Origin of the sequence: Novosphingobium sp. MBES04, assembly GCF_000813185.1 — a bacterium.
GTDB classification, from domain to species: Bacteria; Pseudomonadota; Alphaproteobacteria; order Sphingomonadales; family Sphingomonadaceae; genus Novosphingobium; species Novosphingobium decolorationis.
The window spans coordinates 204,408-219,496 of record NZ_DF850488.1 but is presented as its reverse complement, the minus strand read 5'-3'; the positions used below and the strand labels follow the sequence as shown (position 1 = coordinate 219,496).

Genomic DNA, 15,089 nt, shown 5'->3' with positions numbered 1-15,089 from the left:
CCCGACGCGCGAAAACGCAGGTCGAAGCCGCAGGTTTCCCCCAATCCGCAAAAATAAAACCAGATCGCGCAAATGGCCACGACCGGAACTTTTGGCGGGCGCTCTCCGTTTAGGATGCAACAGACACAGACTTTTCGGAGACGGACCTATGACACTTCTTCTTATCCTGCTCGTCGGCGGTATCCTGGGCTGGCTGGCTTCGATCCTCATGCGCACCGACGCGCAGCAGGGGATCTTCCTGAACGTGGTCGTGGGCATCGTCGGCGCGCTCATCGCCGGCTTCATCATCACCCCGCTCATTGGCGGTGCGCCCATCACCAGCGGTTCGTTCGATCTCATGAGCCTCATCTCGTCGTTCCTCGGCGCGGTTGTCCTCCTGGCGATCGTCAACCTCTTCCGCCGCGGTTCGGTGCGTTAATCCGGACAGGGACGGGCCCTTCAACCAAGGGCCCTTCCGGCCAAAGGGGACGGCAGCCGCTTGCGGCTTCTGTCCCTTTTCGCCGTCCGGACTTCCCGCAGGCGCGCCTTCGCCGCGCCAGATGTTCAAAATGTTTAAAATGCCACATTTCCACGCTTGAATTGTGGCGCTGCAACACAGACATAGGCGCTGTGTTTTGCGTAAGGCCTGGCGGAACGCGGCCGGGCTTCGCACACGAAGGCTTCGACTTCGGGGCCACGCGTTCGAAAACTCGAGAGAACAGGAAAGACTAGCCATGACCATTTCGCTGATGCCGCTGCCCTACGCGCACGACGCCCTCGAACCGCACATCTCGAGCAAGACCCTCGAAATCCACCACGGCGCGCACCACAAGACCTACGTCGACAAGCTGAACGCGGCTATCGAAGGCACCGAGAATGCTGGCAAGTCGGTTGAGGAAATCACGAAGTCGGCGTCGGGCGGCCTGTTCAACAACGCAGCGCAGACCTACAACCACGGCTTCTACTGGATGAGCCTGTCGGGTGAGAAGACCGCGCCCAGCGAAAGCCTCGCGGCCGCGATCACCAACGACTTCGGCTCGATGGACGCGCTCCTCGAAGCGCTGACCAACGAAGCGGTCGGCCACTTCGCCAGCGGTTGGGCCTGGCTCGTCGTCGACGCGGGCAAGCTCAAGGTCATCTCGACCCATGACGCGGCCACCGCGATCACCGAGGACGTGAACCCGCTCCTCACCATCGACGTGTGGGAGCACGCCTACTACATCGACCAGATGAACAAGCGTCCGGCCTACGTGAAGGCGGTTCTGGAGAACCTCATCAACTGGAAGTTCGCCAGCGACAACTTCGACCGCGGCACGCCCTGGACCTACCCGGCCTGAGGCAGCACGGAACAATCCGGAAACCGCGCCGCCCGTACCGGCAGGCGCGGGCCGGACCGCATTGAAAAGGGGGCGCTCCCGGCAAGGGGAGCGCCCCCTTTTTCGTGGGCAGGTTTTCGTGGGCAGGCCGGTCCTGCGGAATGTTCGACGGCAAAAGGCGTGGAAACGGGGCAAGACTGCTGAGGGAAAGGGCGATTTCGCGCACACCGTCGCGGTTCGCAGGGGTAGCCTCGTCGCGGCCTGCGGACAGGGCCATCCTCGTGCCAGGAGTGCCATGCGCGGTTTTCTCGTTTCTGCCTTTTGCCTGTTGGCGAGCGTGACGACATCTGCCCGTGCGGCGCAGGCGGACCTGTGGCAGGGGACGATGGCCTTCACCGCAGCCCCGACGCCGGGGCGAGAAGTGGGCGGGGAAGAGCGCAGCGGCGATCAGAACCAGAGCAGTTACGCGCTGCGCCTGCGCATCACGCGCCGGGACGTGCCGCTGGTGGGCCAGATCAGCGCGGAAGTCGAAAGCAACTACCGCCCCGATTATCTGAAACGCGGACCGCAGTCGCGGTTGCGGCTTCATTCCGTTCTTGGGAACGCACCGATCGTGCTGGGCGGAGAAGAGGCTGGGCCCCGTGGTGACACGCTTCGCCTCCGGCTCGACGTGTTCCATGACAAGGTGTGGAGCGTGTGCCGGGCCGAGGATGGCAGCTGCCCGAAAGACCCCTCCGGTTTCTTCGAAGGCGAAGTACGCCGCGATGTGACGGTGGGGGCAGGGGCGGTCTATGCCACCCAGCTCAAGGCTTCCGAGCCCGATATCGAACTGCGGCTCGCCGCGAGCGCCAGTCGCCTGTGGTCAAGCCGTCCCGAACGCAACCGTTGGACCCCGCGCGCGCAGGCCAGCGTCCTGGTCGGGCCGTTTGGCCCCGGGATACGGCCCTTCGTTCAGGCCGCCTACGACCTGCGGCTCCATGACAAGCCGTGGTCGGGAATGGACCGCGCGCGGCGCGATCGCAATCTGCAGATCGGGGCAGGGGCGGACCTGGAGGACTGGGTCGGCCACGGGATCGACGCCCTCCAGATCGGTGTCCTCTACTACCGGCGCCGCTCGAACCGGGCGAATGCCGGCTACACGCGCGGCTTCTTCGCCCCGCGCCTGACGCTCGCCCGACGGTTCTGACAGGTGCCTGTCGTGCGCTACTGGGCCGTGTCCACGTCGCCCGAGCGGTAGGCCAGCGACAGCACCTGTCCAAGGTCCTCACCCGTCCAGTCCGGCTCGGCTTCCAGCCGGGCCAGCAACGCGTGTGCCGCCCTGGCCTGGCTGCCTCCGTGGGGGTTGTAGGCAACCGGCTGGAGATGGCGCAACGCCCGGTTCCCCTTGCCCAGGCCGATCAGGGTCGTGGCAACATTCATCTGCAGGCTGAGATCGAAGGGGGCCAGTTCGCTTGCGCGTTCAAGCCCCTGCACCGCGAGTTCAGGCGGCTTCACTCCGGCTTCGGCAAAGCTGCGGTAGTAGTAGACCAGAGGCAGCGGGTGGTCATTCTCGATCTTGTTCAACGCCAGGAACGGTGCACGCGCCGCCTTGAAGGCTTCGGCGTCCGCATCCTCGGCGTCGCGTGCCTTGGCGAAGAGGGCATAGCCCTTCTGGAGGTAGGCGTTGACAGTGCGTGGGTCGGCGGCCAGCGCCCGGTCGGCCGCCGCGATGGCAGCATCGTAGTGGCCGGTGTCGTACTCGGCTTCAGCCAGTTCGGAGAGGACGGCTGGGTCATCGGGATATCGGGCCGCGATCTCACGGGCTTCGGGGACGATTTCGGCCGCTGCCTCGCTGTCGACACCCCGTCGGCTCTCGATGGTGAGTGGCAGGATCTCGGCCTCACCCTCACGCAGGCGCGTGATCGTCACGGCTACGGCGGGGAGGTTTTCCGGACCCAGATTGAGGGCTGAGATGCGCCGCTGGTCGAGATAATCGTCGAGTTCGTCCTCGAGCGTCTCGAAATCGCCGAAAACCTCCTCGGCTGCCGCGCGCTCTCCGGTACCTTGCGCGATCCTGGTGAGATAGGCGCGCATCTGTCCCTTTCGGGACGGTGTGAAGGTCAGGTAGTGGTAGAGCAACCAGCTGCGGCCATAGAAGGCATCGTAGCCCTTGCCGCGGTGCGCCTCGTAGAGTTCGGGATCGAGCAGGTCCTCGACGGGCACGCTCTTGGCGTTGAACAGTTCGTAGCCGCGGTGCTGCGCGGCGCGCCCCATCAGGATGCCGCCGTCGCGCTTGAAGGTGCTGGAGGCGAAGAACTCGGCCGCGCCTTCGCTCATCCAGCGTGGCATGGTCAGGCTCTGCCCGGAGAGCAGGAAGTGGTGCGCGTATTCGTGAAGCAGCGTGATCATGGCCACATCCGGCGTGCCGGACGTTGACTGGAGATTCGGCACGATCGCCAAGGACTTGCCCGCACGCGGAACGTAGAAGCCGTTGACGTACTTGTCGTCTCCCCCGTGGAGGCGGCGTACCTCGTGGCTGCCACTGACCACGAAGATGGTCACCCGATTGGACGGGCTGGGCGCAGGGGCGGTGTCGTCGGTCACCAGCGCCATGGCCTCGTGGAAGCGCTCCAGCCGGGTGGTGAAGGTCTCCAGGTCCTTGGCGCTGTCCTTGGCATAGACCACGAAGTGCGGGCTTGCCGCCTTGTACCAGTCTGCCGCCATGGCCGTGGCTGGAAGAAAAGTGGCGGCCACGCAGGCCGCCAGTGCCAGTTGTTTCATCAGTCCCCCCGGTTGAAGGGAGGTACTAAAGCCTCTGGACCCTTGCTTGGCAAGTGTCTTACCTGGTTAACGCCTTGTAATACATGGCTCGTTTCGGGGGGGGGCTCAGCGCGCCCCGATCTTCTCCGGTTCGTCGGCCAGCATACGCGTGAGGTCGGTCCGGGCACGGGCCACGCGGCTCTTCATGGTGCCGATCGGACAGCCCGCGATATCGGCCGCCTCCTCGTAGCTGAACCCCGAAGCACCCACCAGCAGGACGGCCTCGCGCCGTTCGGGTGCCAGCTTCTGGAGGGCCGCTTCCATGTCGCCCAGATGCACCGGCCCTTCCTGGTCGGCTTCCATCACCAGCATGCGCTCCATGTCGGCGTCCTCGACGTCGGTCTGTCGCTTGGACTTGCGCAGTTCGGACAGGTAGTGGTTGCGCAGGATCGCGAAGGTCCAGGCGCGCATGTTGGTGCCGACCTGGTAGCGTTCGCGCGCCGTCCAGGCCTTGACCGCCGTCTCCTGGACCAGGTCATCGGCGAAGTCGTGACGCCCGCACAGGCCACGTGCAAAGGCGCGAAGGTGCGGCAGCACCCCCATGAGTTCGCGGCGGAATGCCTCGTCGCCCGAGGTGGGTGTGATGGGCTCAGGCATCGTCGCCGTCGTCCAGCTTCTTCAGGAGGTCCTGGAAGCTGTCCGGCAGCGGTTCATCCACCACGGAGTTGTACAGCTTCCTCAATCCACCGGCCCAGCCGGGCTCGCCGTCGCGGCGAACCTCCGGCGGGAGACCCGGTGTCTTGCCGGGTTGGCCATTCGATTTGGGGTGGTCCAAAGCTGACTCCTTGCTTCAAAGCTCCTTGCGGCCCGCGGGCGCACCGGTCAAGCCTTGCACGGACAGCGCGCCGCGCAATTTTCCCCCAGCGTGCCGGGCAAGGCGCGCCCGGATCGTTCGTGTCATTCGCGGCGCCCGGGCGGCCTTGACGGGAAGGCCTTCGGGCGGATGAAGCTGCGCGGTGTTGCGCAAATTGCTCTTACACACGGAACCATTGGGGAGCTGCATGGTTCCCGAATGACGAGTGTCTCGCAAAGTGCCGCCGAATTAGAAGAAATTAATGGGTAGGCTGGAGGCGGGCGGCATGCCATGGCACGGACGAATTCACACCGCATGGAGCGGCCGAGGATCGGCCGGTGCGGATCTCGGGGGTATGTACGGTGGTTGACCAGCCTCTGCTGGACAGGGTCGAAAAGCAGGCATGGTTCCACAAGTATCCGCGTGGCTGGCCGTTCCTCCTTTTCATCATTGCAAGCGTGACGACGGCCGTCTCGGTCATGGCGATCGAGCGTGCGGACCGCGAAACGCGCCGCCTTGCGCTGGAAAGCAGCATGACCGAGGTCTCGTCCGCGCTGCAGCGCCGTGCCACCGAGACGATTGCCTTGCTGCGCGCAGGCAGTGCGCTTTTTGCGACGCAGAAGGAGGTAAGTCAGGAGCAGTTCGCCGAGTTCGTCGGGGACATGCAGCACGAAGGCGATCTCTACGGGTCGCTCGGGATCGGCTGGGCCCCCCTGGTGGAGCGCACGAACCTGCCGGCCTTTGAAGTGGCTGAGGCCGAGGCGGGGCGGGTCGATTTCCTCGTCCATCCGCGCCCGGAACCGGACGACGAAGTGGTGGCGCCCATTGTCTATCTGCGCCCTGCAAGCGCCGCGAACCTGCGCGCGATCGGCTTCGATATGTACTCCGAAGACGTGCGCCGCGCCGCGATGGAAAAGGCGATGGAACTGGGACGGCCGATTGCCTCGGGCAAGGTTCGTCTGGTCCAGAACAGCCGCGGCGATGATTCGGCCGGGTTCCTGATCTACATGCCCGTTCTCGTCGACACCTGGGGGGGCAAGCGGGTCAAGGGCTTCATCTATTCGCCGTTCGAAGCCAGCGAGTTTCTCGATTCGGCAAGTGAGTTGTTCTCCAGCTCGCGCCTCGAGATGGCGATCTACGACGAGCAGGTGGATCCGGGCAATCTGCTCGCCGAACACCGCGTCGAAGGGACCGACGGACCCATGCTGACCCGGCGCCTCGATGTCGCAGGGCACCACTGGGTGCTGCAGGTGCGCGACAAGAAGGGCGGTCTGCTTTCGCCGCTGTCGCGCATCACGCTGTTCTTCGGGGCGATCGCCTCGCTCATGGTCATGGCGATCGGGCGGCTCATCACCAAGCGCGCGGCCGAAGATCGGCGGGTGCTCGAATGGCTGCGCAGCCAGGCCTCGATCCGGGATTCGCTGACGCGTGAACTCAACCACCGGGTGAAGAACACGCTGGCCAATGTCCTGTCCATTGCCGCCCTGACCCGGCGCCGCTCGAAAGATATCGACGACTTCACCGACAGCCTGACCGCGCGCATCCGGGCGCTGTCGGCCACGCATGACCTGCTCTCGCAATCGGACTGGGGCTTCGCGGCTCTGGGCGATGTCGTGGCCTCCGAGCTGGCGCCTTACATGGAAGGGAGCGAGAGCCATGTCGAGATGTCGGGCCCCGACATCAAGCTTGCGCCCAACGATGCGATGTCGCTGGGCCTCGCCATCCATGAGCTGGCGACCAATGCGGCCAAATACGGTGCGCTCAGTGTCGGCGAAGGGCGGGTTCACGTCGACTGGGCTCTCATCAGCCATGACCTGGCCACGATCCGTTGGCGCGAGGAGGGCGGCCCGCCGGTGACCGAGCCGGTCAAGCGCGGGTTCGGGCGCGATCTCATCGAGAAGATCGTGGCGCACGAGTTGAAGTCCCAGGTCAATCTCGAGTTCAAGCCCGGCGGCGTCGAGTGCGAACTCAAGGTGCCGGTGCGTGTCTCGCGCGACTTCGTTCTGCGCAGCCATTAGCCGGAGGCGGCGTGGCGGAAAAATTCGGCTGGGCACCGCTTCTCCATCGTTTTCAGATATATAGTCTATCTCTAGGTGTTTTCCCGAGGATTGCTTTCGGGGCTTGGTAATGCTGCAGCGCAAAAGCGGGTCGCAGCCGCAACCAGAGCCGAAAACAGGACCAGAAGGAAAACGAAAGATGGGTTGCACCACCAGGGCCAGCCGTTGGCTTGCGCAGGCGGACGAGATCGCGCTTGTCTGCAGCGATGCCGAGGCCTCGCAGCAGGGCGCGTGCCTTGTGGCGATGATGCAGTTCCTGCGCGGGCACCAAGGCCTGGATGCGACGGCGGAGGCGCGCGCCGCGCGGTTTCTCTCCGTGGATGCATATGCCGATGCGGCGCTGGCGCTGTTGCCGGCGCGCTGCGCGTCGATGATTTCACAGGCGGGCCGTGGCGAGCTCGCCTGCGCGAGCGTACGGCTCGATGGCCGCAGTGGCCCGGAGGCGACCGCGACGGCGCGCACGCCTGCGCTCGCTCTCGTCGCGGCCTATGCGCAGGCGCTGGTCGAGGCGGAGCTGTCGCTCGCGGCCTGAGGCAGTCCGTCTGCGGATATGAAAAAAGGGGCCGTCCTTCTGGGACGGCCCCTTTTTGCAGGAACGTGGAAGCGGGAAACTCAGCCCAGGGGCTTGCTCGAACCGAAGAACAGCGCCTGGCTGATCGCGGCGCGCACCGTCGCCTCCTTGAAGGGCTTGGTCACCAGGTAGGTGGGCTCCGGGCGTTCGCCGGTGAGCAGGCGTTCGGGGTAGGCGGTGATGAAGATCACCGGCACGTCACCGAACTTGAGCAGGTCTTCCACCGCGTCGATCCCCGAGCTGCCGTCGGCCAGCTGAATGTCGGCGAGGACGAGCCCGGCGGGTTCGCGCTCGAACATTTCAAGTGCCTGCGTGCGCGTGGCCGCCGTGCCCACGACCGTGTGGCCCACGTCCGAGACAAGGCTTTCGAGCTGCATCGAGATCAGGGGCTCATCCTCGATGATGAGGACGCGGGTGGCACTCTCACCTTCGATCTCGGCGATGGCCTGGGCAATCAGGGCGTCGACGGCCTCGGGCGTGACGTCGAGGATCGCGGCGGTGTCCTCGCGGCTGAATTCCTCCACCGTGTTGAGGAGCAGGGCCTGGCGGTGGGTCGGGGCAATCGTCGAGAGGCGCGCCTGGGCGGCCTGCTCGTGACGGTTCTCGGCAAGGTCTGCGCCCAGTTCACCTTCGACGTGGCCGGTCGTCCAGATCCGCGTGAAGGCACCATAAAGGGCCGCGCGACTTTGCGCGATGGCGTTACGCAACTCGGTATCGGCCAGCGCCGCCTCGAGCGTTGCGCGCACGTAGGTATCGCCCGACTGCTGGGAGCCGGTGAGCGCACGTGCATAGCGGCGTAGGTAGGGAAGCTGCAGTGCGATCTGATCTGAGACGGACATCCGTATTCCTCGTCCTTGCAATCTGTATTGTCAGTGTACCCGTCCTTGCTCCCCGAACAGGGGGGCGGCGTCGGGTGCGGCGCGATCGGGCAGGGGCTGTACCGGAATGGGTGTCCGGGGCCTTTCCCGAGCCAGTTTTGGCGCGCGGACCTTGATCAAGGTCTGGCGCGGAGCCGGCCTGAGAGCAACATCAAAATTTTTCCTCCGTGCGACCAATCCCGGGAACCAATTTCCGGAAGCGGCGTTACGCCTGTGTTGCCGCCGGAAACCACCCCCACCCCCCCGCGATCCGGCGTCAACCTGATCCCAAGAGGCCTCCGATCACGACCGTGATCGGAGGCCTCAAAGTTTGGGCGCGGCATATGTTCCCAAGCTCGTGCGATTTTTTGAAGGCGTACCGCAGCTGCGCGGTGCAAACTCCATTCATCGCGCACATAAGGCATTTCGTCGCCGTGAGGCCGTCCTATGTGTGCATTCCGGAACTTTTCGCGCGCGCATCACGTTGGCCTCACAACGGAATTCAACGGAGGGTAATCCAGATGACCGCACAGCTGAGCGAAGCCGGCGAAACCACGGCGCTTACGGACGGGGAGTTCAAGCGCGCGCTTGCCGACGTCGCACCGCACCTGCGTGCCTTTGCGCGGGGCCTTTGTGGCAACCGCGACCGCGCCGACGATCTGGCGCAGGAAGCCATGCTGCGGGCCTGGGCCGCACGTGAACGCTATGCGGCAGGCACCAATTTCAAGGCCTGGACCTTCACGATCCTGCGCAACCACTTCTATTCCGAGGCGCGCCGCGCGCGCTTCCATGGCGAGTACGACGAACTGGCCGCCGAACGCATCCTGCGCACCGATGCAACCCAGGAAAGCGCCATCGAACTGGCCGATGTCCTGCGTGCTCTGGAGGCGATCCCGGCCAACTACCGTGAAGCGCTGATCCTGGTGGCTGCGGGCAATCTTTCCTACGAGGAAATCGCGAGCATCTGCGACATTGCGCTGGGAACGGTGAAAAGCCGGATCTGCCGCGCGCGCGCCATGCTTTCCAAAATCATCGAGTCGGGCCAGCTGCCGGACTCGCGCCACGAATTCGTGCTCACCGGCGAGGCCATCGACGCCTTCTTCGCCGAGTTGGGCAAGGTTTCCAACGTCGAGGAGCTGCGCCGCATCGCGGCCTGATCTCCCACTCATTCGGTGTGCCCTCTTTGAGGGGGCTCCCCCCAGCCGGACCCTGATCGTACCATGCCCCACGCGGCCAATATCCTGATCGTCGAAGACGAATTTCTGCTCGCCCTGCAGCTTGAAGATATCCTCATGGATGGTGGCCACGCGGTGGTCGGAACCGTCAGCGAGCGGTCTGCGCTGGATGCGCTGGCACAGAACCAGGTGCGGCCGGACATCGCCCTTGTCGATCTCAATCTGCGCGACGGGCTGACAGGGCCGGAAGTGGCGCGCGACTTGTGCGACAAGTTCGGGGCGCATGTCATCTACGTCACGGCCAACCCGGCGCAGATCGGCAATCCGGCGTCGCGTGCAGTGGGCGTGGTCCAGAAGCCATTCGGACCGGACGCGATCCTCGCGGCCATCCGCTACGTCCTGGATGGGTGTCCGGAGACGTCGCGTCCGGCCGGGCTCGACAAGCTTGCGATGACGTCGCGCTAAGTAGCCGGCTCACTCGCTTTTAACAGAGAAGGGGCGTCGTTCCGAAAGGGGCGGCGCCCTTTTTCGTGCGTTGGATGCTGTCTGATCCGGGGGGGCAGAAGGCTAGCGGGAGAGAGAGGGGACTGCAGTGCCCCAGCCATGAAAAAGGCCTCTTCCGCATGACGAAAGAGGCCTCCTCTCAGGAGCGATCCCGGCGGGGGGATGACGGTTCGCTCTCTCTCCCGATGGTACGGGGCGAGCGCGGTGGGAGTGTGCGCTCGCCCGGTGTCCGTGTGGCTTACTCGCGCTCGTCGCCCGGACCCTGGTCCTCGGCAAGTTCCAGTTCCTTGGGCTTGCGCTTCTCGAAGACCCTGGCGATCTTGGCTTCGGTCTCGGCGCTGAGGCCTTCGGCGGCGGCGGGGAACATGTCCTCCTCCTCCTCCTCGATATGGTGCAGGTAGCGATGGCGCATGTCCTTGAAGGTCATCAGCCAGGCGTTGCTGCTCATGTCGGTGTCGGCCAGCTCGGCGAGGAAATCGTCGATCTCCTTGTGTTCGGCGACCGAGTGGCGCGCTTCGTCGCGCAGCTTGGGGTCGGCGAGCATGGCCGCGTAAAGCGATTCCTCTTCAGCGGCGGCGTGGGCCTGCAGTTCCTTGCTGAGCGCGGCGAAGAGCGTGCGGCGCTCCTCGCTGTCACCGTGCGTTTCGCCGAGCTTGGCCAGCATGTCGCGGTGACGGTCGTGGTCGGCCTTGAGATCGGCGAAGATCCGTGCGTCTGCCATGGGGCGTCTCCAAATCCTGTGGTTGTCGGTTTTGCCGATAACAACGGGCAGGAGACGCTTTTGTTTCCCGGAAATACGCCTTTTTAGCGGTGTTCGGCGCTGGCGCGTGCAATGGCCGAGCGCAGGTCACGCTCGCCATAGGGCTTGGTTACCACGGGGACGCCGGTGAAGTTGCCTTCGGGCAGCGTACGCTCGCCATAGCCACTGGCGAAGATGAAGGCGATGCCCCTTTCGCGCAGCGCTTCGGCGATCGGCGCGCTGGTGTCCTTGCCCAGGTTGATGTCGAGCATGGCAAAGGCGATCTCGGTGTGCTCAAGGATATCCATCGCGGCCGCCACCGACCCCGCCACGCGGCAATCGGCAAAGCCACAGGCGCGCATGTGGTCCTCGGCTTCCATCGCGATGATGACATTGTCCTCGACGATAAGCGCGGCGCCTTCGGGCAGTCGCGCGCGAAGGTCGGTTCCCTCCGGCACCTCGACCACGCCCTGGCGCGGGTCCGCACCGGGTGTTTCGAACGTTGCGACATGCTCATTGGGAATGAGGAAGAAGGCCTGCATTCCGGCCTCGGGGTAGATCACCGAGCGCTGCCACCCAGTTCGTGCGGGATCGTGCGCTCGATGATGGTCGAGCCGAAGCCGCGCCGGGTGGGCGGGGTAACCGGCGGACCGCCCTCCTCGCGCCAGTCGATCTCCAGAGCACCATCGTCGCTGCGGGCGATGGTGACATGGACCGTGCCCTGGCTGTCCGAAAGCGCCCCGTACTTGCACGAGTTGGTCATCAGCTCGTGAATGACCAACGCGAGGGTGGTGAAGGCGCTGGGGGCGATCAGGGCATCGGGCCCCTCGATCACGACGCGGTCCGTGCTGTGGCTGGCGTAGGCGGCCGTTTCGGTGCGGATGAGGTCGTAGAAGGAGGACGGGCGCCAGTCCTTCTCGGTCACCTGGTCGTGCGCGCGGGCGAGGGCATGGATGCGGCTGCCCACGATCTCGGCGAACTCGTCGATCGTGCTGGCGCCGTCCTTGCTCTGCGAGACCAGGCCTCGGATGAGGTTGAGGATGTTGCGCACGCGGTGGTTGAGTTCCGCGATCAGCATGTCCTGCTGCTGGCTCGCCTGCTCGCGCTGGGCGTGGGCGGCGTCCGACATGCGCAGGACGACTTCCAGGAGCGTGATGCGCAGCGATTCCGCCGCAGCCGTCTCTTCCTCGGTCCAGGGGCGTGAATAGCCGCGGCGCTCTTCCTTCCAGAGGTCGAAGCTCTTGCGCGGGGTGAGGCGCGCGCCATTCGGGCCGAGCTCGACCGACTTCTCCGGATTGCCCGCCCAGTGCACCTCGCGCAGCTGCTCCTTGCGGAACAGGACGATGTAGTCGCGCGGGGAGCGGCTGACGGGAAGGGCCATGACGCCCGCGGCCTTGTCGGCCCATTCGCGCGCGGGCTCGAAGATGGAGGTGATGTTGTCGGTCGCCCACACGGTGCTGGCGCCCGCGGTGTTGAGGAAGCGGGCGAGCTGGCCGAACTGGGCGCGGGTCGGGGTGAGGCCGTCGGCCATGAATTCGCCGTCGACCCAGCCGATGGCACCGTCAAAGCCGATCACCCGTCCGATCGACTCGCTGAAGTCGCCAAAGGCGTCGAGCAGCGAGCCACCACCGGCGACCCGGCTCATGATCTCGTCGTGCAGCTTCATCGAATCGCCGCGGCGTTCGAAGGCCGCGTCGGTTTCCTTCTGCTCAAGGAGGTAGGCGAAGAACTCGCCGAACAGCTCCGCTGCCGTGCGCACCGAGTAGGACAGGCGCAGCGGGCTGTAGTGATGGCAGGCCATCAGGCCCCACAGCTTGCCCCGGCGCATGATCGAGACCGACATCGAGGCCTTGACCCCCATGTTGCGCAGGTACTCGATGTGGATCGGGGAGACCGCGCGCAGGCCCGACATCGAAAGGTCGAGCGGATCGCCTGTCGGTCCCGTGGCGGGAATGACCGGCACGGTGGGATCGTCGATGTCGGTGATGATGCGCAGCAGGTTGCGGGTGTAGAGCTTGCGCGCCTGCTTGGGGATGTCCGATGCGGGAAAGTGCAGGCCCTTGAAGCTGTCGACAAGGCCATTGAGGCTCTCGGCGATGACTTCGCCCGCGCCTTCCTCGGAAAAGCGGTAGACCATGACCCGGTCAAAGCCGGTGAGGCCGCGCAGGTGGCGCGCCGCACTTGCGCACAGCTTCTCGATCGATTCGGTCTGGCGCATGCGCTCGATCATCGGGCGTACGTAGGAGACAAAGTCGCGGCGACGCCCGCTTTCGTGCTCCTCGATCTCGACCACGAAGGAGCGGCCCGAGGTGTGCACGGCAAGGTCGAAGAGGCGCCCGTCGTTCAGGAGGTCGACCTCGAAGATGCGTTCGACCGTGTTCGAGGAGCCCAGGATCTGCAGGCGCGAGCGGATGTCGTGCATCGCGCTGGGCGAAAGGAACTGCGCGGCGTTGAGGCCGATCAGGTCCTGCGCGCTCTGCCCGAACAGGGCATCGCAGTTGCGCGAGGCATGGTTGATGATCCAGTCGCTCGAGAACGAGATCAGCCAGCCGAAACTCTGGATCCGTCCAATGATGTGGATCGGTTCCAGGTCGCAGGTGGAGAGGTCGACTTGGTGTTGGTCTTCAGCCATCGGCGCGAGGTGTCTCCATGTTCGACCCGACGGCGAAGGCGGTCTCGAAGTGAGCGAATGTGGCAAGGGCGGCGGCTTCGACCGCACGCTCTTCGGACGGGCCGAAGCTGCGCGCGCGCGCCCAGGTGTTGAGGGCCTTCCAGACGGCGTGGCCGGTATCGTCTTCCATGTAGCGCGAAGGCAGTCCCGTCTCGCGGCCATGGTAGCCTTCGGCGCGGATCACCGCGTTGCCCAGACGCGAGCCGGCGATCACATAGGCCACGCCTGCGCCGCCGCAAGGGGCGTGAACGCAGGCATCGGGTTCGGGGGCCGGAAGGGCCGACATGGACAGGCCGCGTTCGGCAAGGTCGGCGGCGAGCATGGCGGGAAAGTCCGGGCAGGGCATGTCGAGCTCTTCCTCGACGAAACGGCGGAACGGCGCATCGAGGCCCTTCACGGCCACGGCGTGGGCCGCAAGAAAGCGCGCGCAATCGTCCGCAGCGCCCAGGTCAAGGGCGCCGAAGGCCGCATCGAGCCGGTCGTGCGAGGCTCGTGTCACTGCGCGCAGCTGGCTCAGCATGAAGAAGTCTTTCGGGCCTTTGTCATGAACGTCGGGAAATCCATTGCACGATCGAATAGTTGAACCGCCACCATTTGCAAGGAGCGCTAAGTGAGTGGGGGAGCGCTCCACGCACCGCGACCGGACGCCGCGTTCTGCGCGCCGCGCTCGTGAAATCAAACGTCAAGGTTCGAGAAATGTTCCTGAGGCACGCAATAGCAGTGAGCGGGACGCCTGTCTGTGCATTAGCGCACAGAACGTGAAAGTGACAGTTTGTGTCAGGAACATGCGCCGGAGCGGCTCGTTAGGCAGGGATCAACACATGTGACTGGCGGCGCGCAGGCGTCGGGAAAACCTTATGGACGCTATGGCCCTGAACAACGACAACGCCCTTCTCGAGCGGCTGGAAGCGCGCGATCGCGACGCGCTGTCCTCGGCGGTAGAGGAGGTTCGCTTCGAATCCGGCGCGGTGCTCTACGAGCCGGGCACCAATATCGACTACTGCTATTTCCCGACCGGCTCGGCGATCTGTTCGTACTTTGTCGAAATGGACGAGGGCGTGGCCGTCGAGACCATTCTGATCGGCCGGGAAGGGGCTCTGGGCGGCGTGGTCAGCCACGGCAACCTGCCCGCCTTCGCGCGTTCCAATGTGCTGCATGGCGGGGTCTTCCAGCGTATCGCCCTGCGCGATCTCGACCGGCTGAAGCGCGACAACCCGGCGGTCGCGCACCTGATGAACCGCTACAGTGATTGCGTCATGGCGCAGGTCTTCCAGTCGATCGCCTGCAACGCGGTCCACACCATCGAGCAGCGGGCGGCCAAGTGGCTGGTCGCGGCCGTGGCGCGCATGGGCCGCCCCAGCGTGACGATGACGCAGGAACAGCTCGCCTCGATGATGGGGGTCGGGCGCAGCTACGCCAGCCGCGTGCTCCAGCGCTTCAAGCGCGATGGCCTGCTGCGCACGCGGCGCGGCGGCATCGAGGTGCTGGACCGCGACGGCCTCGCCAACCGGGCCTGCGCCTGCAACGACCATGTCGATGCGCATTTCGAGCGGGTTCTGGGCGGGCTTTACTGATCGGGTAGGGTTTGGCGGCTCGCTGCGAGCCCGAAGACACGAAAGGGCGCGCAC

General features: G+C 65.2%; 16 protein-coding genes. 8 read left to right on the top strand and 8 right to left on the bottom strand.

Annotated features, from left to right (window positions below):
* Positions 1-148: 148 nt before the first annotated feature.
* From MBENS4_RS00910 to MBENS4_RS00900, 3 genes are all read left to right on the top strand, one after another.
* Positions 149-418 carry a GlsB/YeaQ/YmgE family stress response membrane protein gene (locus MBENS4_RS00910; RefSeq protein ID WP_039388112.1) on the top strand — a complete coding sequence of 90 codons (270 nt, stop codon included), beginning with the start codon at positions 149-151 and terminating at the stop codon, positions 416-418.
* Positions 419-713: 295 nt separating this feature from the next.
* Positions 714-1,316, top strand: a complete 603-nt coding sequence (locus MBENS4_RS00905; protein ID WP_039388111.1) for a superoxide dismutase — start codon at positions 714-716, stop codon at positions 1,314-1,316.
* A gap of 316 nt (positions 1,317-1,632) precedes the next feature.
* Positions 1,633-2,481 carry a hypothetical protein gene (locus MBENS4_RS00900; RefSeq protein ID WP_144400820.1) on the top strand — a complete coding sequence of 283 codons (849 nt, stop codon included), beginning with the start codon at positions 1,633-1,635 and terminating at the stop codon, positions 2,479-2,481.
* A 17-nt stretch (positions 2,482-2,498) separates the two neighbouring features.
* Here MBENS4_RS00900 and MBENS4_RS00895 read toward each other — a convergent pair whose 3' ends face one another.
* The 3 genes from MBENS4_RS00895 to MBENS4_RS00885 form a co-directional block, all read right to left on the bottom strand.
* The gene (locus MBENS4_RS00895; protein WP_052321916.1) at positions 2,499-4,055 is read right to left on the bottom strand and encodes a hypothetical protein; all 1,557 of its coding nucleotides are present in this window, start codon (positions 4,053-4,055) and stop codon (positions 2,499-2,501) included.
* Between the two features lie 105 nt (positions 4,056-4,160).
* Positions 4,161-4,691, bottom strand: a complete 531-nt coding sequence (locus tag MBENS4_RS00890; RefSeq protein ID WP_039388109.1) for a sigma-70 family RNA polymerase sigma factor — start codon at positions 4,689-4,691, stop codon at positions 4,161-4,163.
* Entirely contained in the window at positions 4,684-4,869 is a 186-nt protein-coding gene (locus MBENS4_RS00885; protein WP_039388108.1) for a NepR family anti-sigma factor, read from the bottom strand. The genes MBENS4_RS00890 and MBENS4_RS00885 overlap by 8 nt, the downstream gene beginning before the upstream one ends.
* A 380-nt stretch (positions 4,870-5,249) precedes the next feature.
* Between MBENS4_RS00885 and MBENS4_RS00880 the strand changes: the two genes are divergently transcribed.
* Together MBENS4_RS00880 and MBENS4_RS00875 are read left to right on the top strand one after the other, a co-directional pair.
* Entirely contained in the window at positions 5,250-6,905 is a 1,656-nt protein-coding gene (locus tag MBENS4_RS00880) for a CHASE domain-containing protein (protein WP_039388107.1), read from the top strand.
* Between the two features lie 178 nt (positions 6,906-7,083).
* The gene (locus tag MBENS4_RS00875) at positions 7,084-7,476 is read left to right on the top strand and encodes a hypothetical protein (RefSeq protein ID WP_039388106.1); all 393 of its coding nucleotides are present in this window, start codon (positions 7,084-7,086) and stop codon (positions 7,474-7,476) included.
* An 80-nt stretch (positions 7,477-7,556) separates the two neighbouring features.
* On the opposite strand, the gene MBENS4_RS00870 is transcribed toward MBENS4_RS00875, so the two are convergent.
* Positions 7,557-8,354 (bottom strand): response regulator, encoded by a 798-nt coding sequence (locus tag MBENS4_RS00870; protein ID WP_039388105.1) that lies wholly within the window; start codon positions 8,352-8,354, stop codon positions 7,557-7,559.
* A 539-nt stretch (positions 8,355-8,893) separates the two neighbouring features.
* On the opposite strand from MBENS4_RS00870, the gene MBENS4_RS00865 reads away from it, so the two are divergent.
* A complete protein-coding gene (locus MBENS4_RS00865) occupies positions 8,894-9,529 on the top strand; it encodes a sigma-70 family RNA polymerase sigma factor (RefSeq protein ID WP_052321915.1) in 636 nt (211 codons plus the stop codon).
* A 63-nt stretch (positions 9,530-9,592) separates the two neighbouring features.
* Positions 9,593-10,012 (top strand): response regulator, encoded by a 420-nt coding sequence (locus tag MBENS4_RS00860; RefSeq protein WP_039388104.1) that lies wholly within the window; start codon positions 9,593-9,595, stop codon positions 10,010-10,012.
* A 277-nt stretch (positions 10,013-10,289) separates the two neighbouring features.
* On the opposite strand, the gene MBENS4_RS00855 is transcribed toward MBENS4_RS00860, so the two are convergent.
* The 4 genes from MBENS4_RS00855 to MBENS4_RS00845 form a co-directional block, all read right to left on the bottom strand.
* Positions 10,290-10,772 (bottom strand): hemerythrin domain-containing protein, encoded by a 483-nt coding sequence (locus tag MBENS4_RS00855; protein ID WP_039388103.1) that lies wholly within the window; start codon positions 10,770-10,772, stop codon positions 10,290-10,292.
* Between the two features lie 83 nt (positions 10,773-10,855).
* Positions 10,856-11,353, bottom strand: coding sequence for a hypothetical protein (locus MBENS4_RS26285; protein ID WP_242404729.1), 498 nt, complete (start codon positions 11,351-11,353; stop codon positions 10,856-10,858).
* Positions 11,350-13,422 carry an HWE histidine kinase domain-containing protein gene (locus tag MBENS4_RS00850; RefSeq protein WP_242404728.1) on the bottom strand — a complete coding sequence of 691 codons (2,073 nt, stop codon included), beginning with the start codon at positions 13,420-13,422 and terminating at the stop codon, positions 11,350-11,352. The genes MBENS4_RS26285 and MBENS4_RS00850 overlap by 4 nt, the downstream gene beginning before the upstream one ends.
* A complete protein-coding gene (locus MBENS4_RS00845) occupies positions 13,415-13,981 on the bottom strand; it encodes a biliverdin-producing heme oxygenase (RefSeq protein WP_039388102.1) in 567 nt (188 codons plus the stop codon). Before MBENS4_RS00845 ends, MBENS4_RS00850 begins: the two co-directional genes overlap by 8 nt.
* Positions 13,982-14,318: 337 nt before the next feature.
* Between MBENS4_RS00845 and MBENS4_RS00840 the strand changes: the two genes are divergently transcribed.
* The gene (locus tag MBENS4_RS00840) at positions 14,319-15,035 is read left to right on the top strand and encodes a Crp/Fnr family transcriptional regulator (RefSeq protein ID WP_039388101.1); all 717 of its coding nucleotides are present in this window, start codon (positions 14,319-14,321) and stop codon (positions 15,033-15,035) included.
* The last annotated feature ends 54 nt before the right edge of the window (positions 15,036-15,089 follow it).

Bases quoted from the DNA above. Each gene is read 5' to 3' on its own strand.
- MBENS4_RS00910 (WP_039388112.1), top strand. From the start codon at position 149: ATGACACTTCTTCTTATCCTGCTCGTCGGCGGTATCCTGGGCTGGCTG.
- MBENS4_RS00905 (WP_039388111.1), top strand. From the start codon at position 714: ATGACCATTTCGCTGATGCCGCTGCCCTACGCGCACGACGCCCTCGAA.
- MBENS4_RS00895 (WP_052321916.1), bottom strand. From the start codon at position 4,055: ATGAAACAACTGGCACTGGCGGCCTGCGTGGCCGCCACTTTTCTTCCA.
- MBENS4_RS00890 (WP_039388109.1), bottom strand. From the start codon at position 4,691: ATGCCTGAGCCCATCACACCCACCTCGGGCGACGAGGCATTCCGCCGC.
- MBENS4_RS00875 (WP_039388106.1), top strand. From the start codon at position 7,084: ATGGGTTGCACCACCAGGGCCAGCCGTTGGCTTGCGCAGGCGGACGAG.
- MBENS4_RS00870 (WP_039388105.1), bottom strand. From the start codon at position 8,354: ATGTCCGTCTCAGATCAGATCGCACTGCAGCTTCCCTACCTACGCCGC.
- MBENS4_RS00865 (WP_052321915.1), top strand. From the start codon at position 8,894: ATGACCGCACAGCTGAGCGAAGCCGGCGAAACCACGGCGCTTACGGAC.
- MBENS4_RS00860 (WP_039388104.1), top strand. From the start codon at position 9,593: ATGCCCCACGCGGCCAATATCCTGATCGTCGAAGACGAATTTCTGCTC.
- MBENS4_RS00855 (WP_039388103.1), bottom strand. From the start codon at position 10,772: ATGGCAGACGCACGGATCTTCGCCGATCTCAAGGCCGACCACGACCGT.
- MBENS4_RS00850 (WP_242404728.1), bottom strand. From the start codon at position 13,422: ATGGCTGAAGACCAACACCAAGTCGACCTCTCCACCTGCGACCTGGAA.
- MBENS4_RS00845 (WP_039388102.1), bottom strand. From the start codon at position 13,981: ATGCTGAGCCAGCTGCGCGCAGTGACACGAGCCTCGCACGACCGGCTC.
- MBENS4_RS00840 (WP_039388101.1), top strand. From the start codon at position 14,319: ATGGACGCTATGGCCCTGAACAACGACAACGCCCTTCTCGAGCGGCTG.